Below are 7084 nucleotides of genomic sequence, written 5' to 3'. Positions count from 1 at the left end.
AGGAGCTGGGCGAGCCGTTCGCCACCGCCGGGCTGTGCTACTACCGCGACGGCCGGGACAGCGTGGCCTGGCACGGCGACCGGATCGGAAAGGGCGCCCGCGAGGACACGATGGTCGCGATCCTCTCGGTCGGCGAGCCCCGTGATCTGCTGCTGCGCCCGGCCGGCGGGGGCGGCGGGACCGTACGGCGGCCACTCGGGCACGGCGATCTGATCGTGATGGGCGGCTCCTGCCAGCGCACCTGGGAGCACTGCGTGCCCAAGACGGCACGGGCGGCGGGGCCCCGGATCAGCGTGCAGTTCCGCCCGCAGGGCGTGCGCTGAGACATCTCGCCGCCCCCTTGCGCCGCACGGTGGCGGATCTGGTTGGCTGTCCTCCCGAAGATCACTGGCACTCGGGCGCGGAGAAACCATGCGGGCAGAGGTACATCAAGTCGCCGACGGCACCTACCTGGTGCACGGCAACAACGTCAACTGGGTGATCCTTAAAGACGGGGACGACCTCACCCTGATCGACACCGGGTATCCCGGGGACCGGCCGGGAGTCCTGGAGTCCCTTGCGGCGGTGGGCGGTTCACCCGAGGCGGTCTCCGCCGTGCTGATCACCCACGCGCACAACGACCATCTGGGCTCGGCCGAGTACCTGCGCTCCGCCTACGGCACGCCCGTCTACCTGCACCCGGCCGAAGTCCCGCACGCCCGGCGGGAGTTCCTGCACCAGGCCACCCTCGGCGATGTCGTCCGCAACGTCTGGCGGCCGGGCATGCTGCCGTGGGCCGCGCATGTCATCAAGGTGGGCGGCATGGAGCACAACCCGGTCACCGCGCCCGAGCCGTTCCCCGGGGAGGGCGCGCTCGACCTGCCGGGCCGCCCGGTGCCCGTGCACACCCCCGGCCACACCGACGGGCACTGCGTCTACCACCTGCCCGCGGCCGGCATCGTGATCTCCGGGGACGCCCTGGTCAGCGGGCACGCCGTCTCCTGGACCAAGGGCCCGCAGCTTCTGCCCGGCTTCTTCGACCACGACCGCGGCCGGGTCGTGGCCTCCCTCGATCTGATCGCGGCGCTCGACGGCGACACCCTGCTGCCCGGTCACGGCCCGGTCCACCGGGGCGCGGTGCGCGCCGCCGCCGAACAGGCCCGGGACCGGGCCACCCGCAAGTCCCGTACGCCGAAAGCGAGTTGACGCCGGTCAGTCGTGCGGGACCACCGCCACCGGGCAGTCGGCGTGATGCAGCACCCCGTGCGCGACCGAGCCGATGCGGGCGCCCACGGCGGTGCGGCGGGCCCGGCGGCCGACGACCATCAGCTGGGCGCGGCCGACGAGCGACAGCAGCACCTGTCCCGCGCTGCCCATCTCCACCTGCTCGGCCACCGGCACCCCGGGGAACCGCTCGCGCCAGGGCCGCAGCGCGTCGGCCAGCGCCTGCTTCTCGTACGGCTCCAGGCCCCCGGCCTCGTCCAGCAGCCTGAGCGAGCCGGGGCTGTAGGCGAAGACCGGCGGCAGGGTCCAGGCCCGTACGGCACGCACGGTGGCACCGCGGGCCGCGGCCGTCTCGAAGGCGAAGCGCAGCGCGGCCGCGCTGTCCTCGGCGTCGCCGTGCTGGCCGACCACCACCTCGCGCCCGGCGGCCTCCAGGGCGGGGCGGTCACCGGCGCGCACCAGCACCACGGGCCGGGTGGCCTCGGCGATCACATGCTGACCCACCGACCCCAGCAGGAAGCCCACGACCGGTCCGTGCCCGCGCGAGCCCAGCACCAGCATCTCCGCGGCCCGGGCCGCGCGGCCCAGCGCCGGGGCGGCGTCCTCCTCGACCACCTCGACGCTCACCGTGAGCTCCGGATGCCGCTCGGCGACCTGGCGCACCGCCTGCGCCACGCCCTCCTCGGCCCAGCCCCGCTGGGTGTCGCGGTCGGACCCGGCGAGCTTCTCGGCGTGGTGCCACGCGTGCAGGACCCGCAGGGGCAGCCCCCGGCGTACGGCCTCCCTGGCCGCCCAGTCCAGCGCGGCCAGGCTCTCCTCCGTGCCGTCGAGCCCTGCCGTGATCGCCCGTGTCATCCCTGGCCTCCTCGTCGTACCGACCGTTCATGCTGCTGATGCCCACTATCGGACACGGCGCGCCCCGGCCGGACCCCGGCCCTCCGGGTCGTGGGGCGGGCCTGGACACCGGGGCGAAGCCGGGCGATCGAACATACGATGGGCGCGTACCGGTGCGGTGGCGCCCGTGCCACCGCGCCGCGGGATTCCGACGCTCGGGGTGGGAGATCCATGACACAGGCCGCGCCCAGGACACGGGCCCCGACGACACCGGCCGCCGACGCGACGCGGACCGTCATCCTGACCGTGGACGACGACCCGGGGGTCTCCCGCGCCGTCGCCCGTGATCTCAGACGCCGCTACGGAGCCTCGTACCGGATCGTGCGCGCCGAGTCCGGGCCGTCCGCGCTGGACGCGCTGCGGGAGCTGAAACTGCGCGGTGATCTGGTGGCGGTGATCCTGGCCGACTACCGGATGCCGCAGATGAACGGCATCGAGTTCCTGGAGCAGGCGCTCGATGTGTACCCGGGGGCGCGGCGGGTGCTGCTGACCGCGTACGCCGACACCAACGCGGCGATCGACGCGATCAATGTGGTGGACCTCGATCATTATCTGCTCAAGCCGTGGGATCCGCCGGAGGAGAAGCTCTATCCGGTGCTGGACGATCTTCTGACGGCGTGGCGGGCCAGCGATCACAAGCCGGTGCCGAGCACCAAGGTGGTGGGGCACCGCTGGTCGGCGCCCTCCTCGGACGTGCGGGAGTTCCTGGCCCGCAACCAGGTGCCCTACCGCTGGTACTCGGTGGAGGAGCCGGAGGGGCAGCGACTGCTGGCCGCGGCCGGACAGGACGGGCAGCGGCTGCCGGTGGTGGTCACCCCGGACGGCTCGGCGCTGGTCGAGCCCGAGGCGCCCGAACTGGCCGCGCGGGTGGGCCTGGCCACGACACCGACGGCCGACTTCTACGACCTGGTGGTGATCGGCGGCGGCCCGGCCGGGCTCGGCGCGGCCGTGTACGGGGCCTCGGAGGGGCTGCGCACGGTGCTCGTGGAGCGCTCGGCGACCGGCGGGCAGGCCGGGCAAAGTTCCCGCATCGAGAACTACCTGGGCTTCCCGGACGGCGTCTCCGGCGCCCAGCTCACCGACCGGGCGCGGCGGCAGGCGGGCCGGTTCGGTGCCGAGATCCTGACCGCGCGCGAGGTGACGGCCCTGGAGACGGGCGGCGCCGCCCGGGTCGTACGGTTCGCGGACGGCACGGCGATCGCCGCGCACAGCGTGATCCTGGCGACCGGCGTGCAGTACCGGCAACTTCAGGCCCAGGGCTGCACGGACCTGACCGGCTGCGGGGTGTACTACGGTTCGGCGCTGACCGAGGCGGCCGGCTGCCAGGGCCAGGACGTGTACATCGTGGGCGGCGCCAACTCGGCGGGCCAGGCGGCGATGTACCTCGCCCGGGGCGCCAAGTCGGTGACGCTGCTGGTGCGCGGCGCGGATCTGTCGGCGTCGATGTCGTACTACCTGATCCAGCAGATCACCGAGGCGCCGAACATCGAGGTGCGCTGCCGCACGGTGGTGGACGCGGCCCATGGCTCGGGGCATCTGGAGCAGCTGACGCTGCGTCACACCGGGACCGGGGAGACCGAACGGGTCGACGCCCAGTGGATGTTCGTGTTCATCGGCGCGGCCCCGCTGACCGACTGGCTCGGCGAGAGCGTGCTGCGCGACGAGCGCGGTTTCATCCTGGCCGGGCCCGATCTGACCCCCGACGGCACGCCACCGGCCGGCTGGGAGCTGGACCGGCCGCCGTACCACCTGGAGACCAGCGTGCCCGGGGTGTTCGTGGCGGGCGACGCGCGCGCCGAGTCCGCGAAGCGCGTCGCGTCCGCCGTCGGCGAGGGCGCGATGGCCGTCATGCTCGTCCACCGGTATCTGGAGCAGTCATGAGCGGGCAGATCATGCCGTGCGACCCGAAAGAGATCCGGTCGCTGTTCCTCTTCGAGAAGCTGGACCCCGAGCAGTTGGGGCGGCTGTGCGCCGAGGGCCGGGTGGAGCTGTTCCCGCCGGGCCCGGTGTACACCGAGGGTGACCCGGCGACCTGCTTCTTCGTGATGGTCGAGGGGACGGCGGTGATCTCGCGCCGGGTCGGCGGGGACGACGTGGAGGTCGCCCGGACCTCGCAGCGCGGGGTGTACGGCGGCGCGATGCAGGCGTATCTGGGCGACCGGGTGCGGCAGGTGTACACCAACTCGCTGCGGGTCACGGAGCCGACGCGGTTCTTCGTGCTGCCGGCGGACCTGTTCGCGGAGGTGATGCACGAGTGGTTCCCGATGGCGGTGCATCTGCTGGAGGGCCTGTTCTTCGGCTCGAAGAACACCCAGGCGGCGGTCGGGCAGCGGGAGCGGCTGCTGGCGCTCGGCTCGCTGTCGGCGGGGCTCACCCATGAGCTGAACAATCCGGCGGCCGCGGCCGTGCGGGCCACCGCCACCCTGCGGGAGCGGGTGGCGAAGATGCGGCGCAAACTGGCCGTGATCGCCGAAGGGCCGTTCTCCCGGGACGCGTTGGCGAGCCTGGTCGAGATCCAGGAGCGCACCGCCGAGCGGGTGGCGAAGGCCCCGGCGCTCAGTCCGCTGGAGGCCGCCGACCGCGAGGATCTGCTCGGGGACTGGCTGGACGACCATGGCATCGCGGACGGCTGGCAGCTGGCACCGACCTTCGTCCAGGCGGGGCTCGACGCCGACTGGCTGGAGCAGGTCGCGGCGGCGGTGGACGAGGAGATCCTGCCGGGTGCGATCGGCTGGCTCAACTACACCGTCGAGACCGAGCTGTTGATGACCGAGATCGAGGACTCCACCACCCGCATCTCGCATCTGGTGGACGCGGCCAAGCAGTACTCGCAGCTGGACCGGGCGCCGTACCGCGCGGTGGACGTGCACGAACTCCTGGAGAGCACCCTGCTGATGCTGTCGGCCAAGTTCGGCTCCGGCATCCGGGTGGTCAGGGAGTACGACCGGACGCTCCCGTCGGTGCCCGCCTACCCGGCGGAGCTGAACCAGGTGTGGACCAACCTCATCGACAACGCGGTCTCGGCGATGCGGAGTTCGGGCGGCGAGGGCACCCTGACGGTGCGCACGGCACGGGACCACGACCGGGTGCTGGTGGAGTTCCGGGACACCGGGCCCGGGATCCCGGCGGAGATCAGGGGCCGGATCTTCGACCCGTTCTTCACCACCAAGCCGGTCGGCGAGGGCACCGGGCTCGGTCTGGACATCTCCTGGCGGATCGTCGTCAACAAGCACCACGGCACGCTGCGGGTCGACTCGGAGCCCGGCGACACCCGTTTCCAGGTGCTGCTGCCGCTGACCGCCGAACAGCCCGAGGCGGCCGAATCGGCCGACTCGGCCGAGGAACCAACGGAGGAGGCCGTATGAGCGGCGTCGAGGGCATCGAACCGAACGTCCCGCCGAGCGGCACCGGTTGCCTGGAGTGCGAGGCGGCGGGCGGCTGGTGGTTCCATCTGCGGCGCTGCGCCCAGTGCGGGCACATCGGCTGCTGCGACGACTCGCCCGCCAAGCACGCCACCGCGCACTACCGGGCCACCGGGCATCCGGTGATCCGCAGCTTCGAGCCGGACGAGGCGTGGTTCTGGAACTTCGCGACCGAGGAACTGTTCACCGAGGGACCCGAACTCGCCCCTCCGGCCGGGCATCCCGCCGACCAGCCGGTGCCGGGCCCGGCGGGGCGGGTACCGGAGGACTGGGCGCGAACTCTGGGGTGACGCGACACCTGAGCCTCGGGACTTGAGCCTCAGCGCGCGCAGTCCAGCCGCTTCAGGTCGAGGCTGTCGGCGAGGGCGCGCATGCCCCGGTCACCGGGGTGCAGATGGTCGCCGCCGTCGTACCGCGGCCGCAGTCGCTCGGGGTCATGGGGGTCACGCAGGGTGCGGTCGAAGTCGGTGACGGCGTCGAACTCCCCGCGGGTGCGGAGGTAGTGGTTGACCTCGCGGCGTACGGCCTCCGCGTCGCGGTCCCACTCCGGCCAGCCCTTGAAGGGGCTGATGGTGGCGGCCACCACGCACAGGTGGGCCGCGTGCGTCCGGTGCGCCAACCGCCGGTATCCGGCGATGAGTTCGGCCGCCGTGACGCCGGTGTGCGCCTTGAGGTCGTTGACGCCCGCGAAGAGGACGACGGTGCGCACCCCGGGCTGGGACAGCACATCCCGGTCCAGGCGGTGCAGGATGCTCTGCCCGGCGCCGTCCCCGGCGCTGTCGGCGAGCAGTTTGTCGCCGGATATGCCCTCGTCGGCCACGCCCTGGAGGGCGCCGCCGGCCGTGTGCAGGCGCCGGGCCAGGTAGTCGGGCCAGCGGCGGTTGCGGTCGGCGGTGGACTGCCAGCCGTCGGTGAGGGAGTCGCCGAGCGCGGCCACGGCGCCGGTGGCCGGGCGGTCGGGGCGTACGGCGACGGCGTCGACGTACCACCAGGCTCCGGTGGTCCGCGTCCAGTGGGCGCCGCCGTCCTCGGCGGTGAGGTCGCCGCCCAGGCCCGTGTACGACGTCTGCAGCGCCAGTTCATGGCCGCTGGCCGGGCCCCCGGCCTCCGGGGTGCGCAGGCTCACCGCGAGGTCGGCACCGGCGGGCACCCGGCCGGGCAGCGGATCGCTCCAGGCCACGGAGCCGGCGGGGACGGTGATGCGGTGGGCGCCGCCGAAGGTCAGGGCGTGGTTGCCGCCGGGGCGCAGGGCGGCGCCCCGGGCGCGCAGGCCCGCGTAGACGTGGTCGAGGGTCAGCGGGCGGTCGCCGAAGGCGTTGGTGAAGCGGATCCGCGGCGCGCCGCCGCCGACGCTGGTGTGCACGATCATCCGGTACTGCGCGCCCGCGACGCCCGCGCCCATGCGCTCGGCGCTCGCCGCCCAGGTCAGCACGCCGGAGGGCCGGCCCGGGGCGCCGGGCGGATGGAGCACCGCGCGGGCGGGCCCGGCCTGGCAGGCGGCGACCGTCAGCAGGGCCGCGGCGAGCCGGCAGCCGCGCCCGCACCGGCCGTTCACGAGGCGCCCG

The 7084-nt window shown here is 73.7% G+C and carries 7 protein-coding genes; 5 read left to right on the top strand and 2 right to left on the bottom strand.

Translation table 11 applies throughout. From position 1 onward, the window contains the following. Together CCN72_RS10890 and CCN72_RS10885 are read left to right on the top strand one after the other, a co-directional pair. Window positions 1–323 (top strand): alpha-ketoglutarate-dependent dioxygenase AlkB (locus CCN72_RS10890; protein ID WP_143664078.1); only part of this gene is annotated, 323 nt, incomplete at its 5' end. A gap of 88 nt (window positions 324–411) precedes the next feature. Further along, complete coding sequence (locus CCN72_RS10885; protein ID WP_086807347.1) at window positions 412–1185, top strand: MBL fold metallo-hydrolase; 774 nt, start codon at window positions 412–414, stop codon at window positions 1183–1185. A gap of 6 nt (window positions 1186–1191) precedes the next feature. On the opposite strand, the gene CCN72_RS10880 is transcribed toward CCN72_RS10885, so the two are convergent. Beyond that, on the bottom strand, window positions 1192–2058 hold the full coding sequence (locus tag CCN72_RS10880) for a universal stress protein (RefSeq protein WP_086807346.1): 867 nt from the start codon (window positions 2056–2058) through the stop codon (window positions 1192–1194). Between the two features lie 210 nt (window positions 2059–2268). Between CCN72_RS10880 and CCN72_RS10875 the strand changes: the two genes are divergently transcribed. Genes CCN72_RS10875 through CCN72_RS10865 form a run of 3 tightly spaced genes read left to right on the top strand, consistent with a single transcriptional unit; the run spans window position 2269 to window position 5809 of the window. After that, window positions 2269–3978: an FAD-dependent oxidoreductase gene (locus CCN72_RS10875; protein ID WP_086807345.1), complete on the top strand. Its 1710-nt coding sequence runs from the start codon at window positions 2269–2271 to the stop codon at window positions 3976–3978. Beyond that, window positions 3975–5462: an ATP-binding protein gene (locus CCN72_RS10870; protein WP_086807344.1), complete on the top strand. Its 1488-nt coding sequence runs from the start codon at window positions 3975–3977 to the stop codon at window positions 5460–5462. The genes CCN72_RS10875 and CCN72_RS10870 overlap by 4 nt, the downstream gene beginning before the upstream one ends. Then, complete coding sequence (locus CCN72_RS10865; protein WP_086807343.1) at window positions 5459–5809, top strand: UBP-type zinc finger domain-containing protein; 351 nt, start codon at window positions 5459–5461, stop codon at window positions 5807–5809. The genes CCN72_RS10870 and CCN72_RS10865 overlap by 4 nt, the downstream gene beginning before the upstream one ends. A 29-nt stretch (window positions 5810–5838) precedes the next feature. Here CCN72_RS10865 and CCN72_RS10860 read toward each other — a convergent pair whose 3' ends face one another. Continuing rightward, window positions 5839–7074: an SGNH/GDSL hydrolase family protein gene (locus tag CCN72_RS10860; RefSeq protein WP_425276131.1), complete on the bottom strand. Its 1236-nt coding sequence runs from the start codon at window positions 7072–7074 to the stop codon at window positions 5839–5841. Between the last annotated feature and the right edge of the window lie 10 nt (window positions 7075–7084).

Source organism: Streptomyces murinus (genome assembly GCF_002154555.1).
Lineage (GTDB): Bacteria > Actinomycetota > Actinomycetes > Streptomycetales > Streptomycetaceae > Streptomyces > Streptomyces murinus.
The sequence above is the reverse complement of the archived record's forward strand: the minus strand, read 5'-3'. Positions and strand labels throughout refer to the sequence as shown.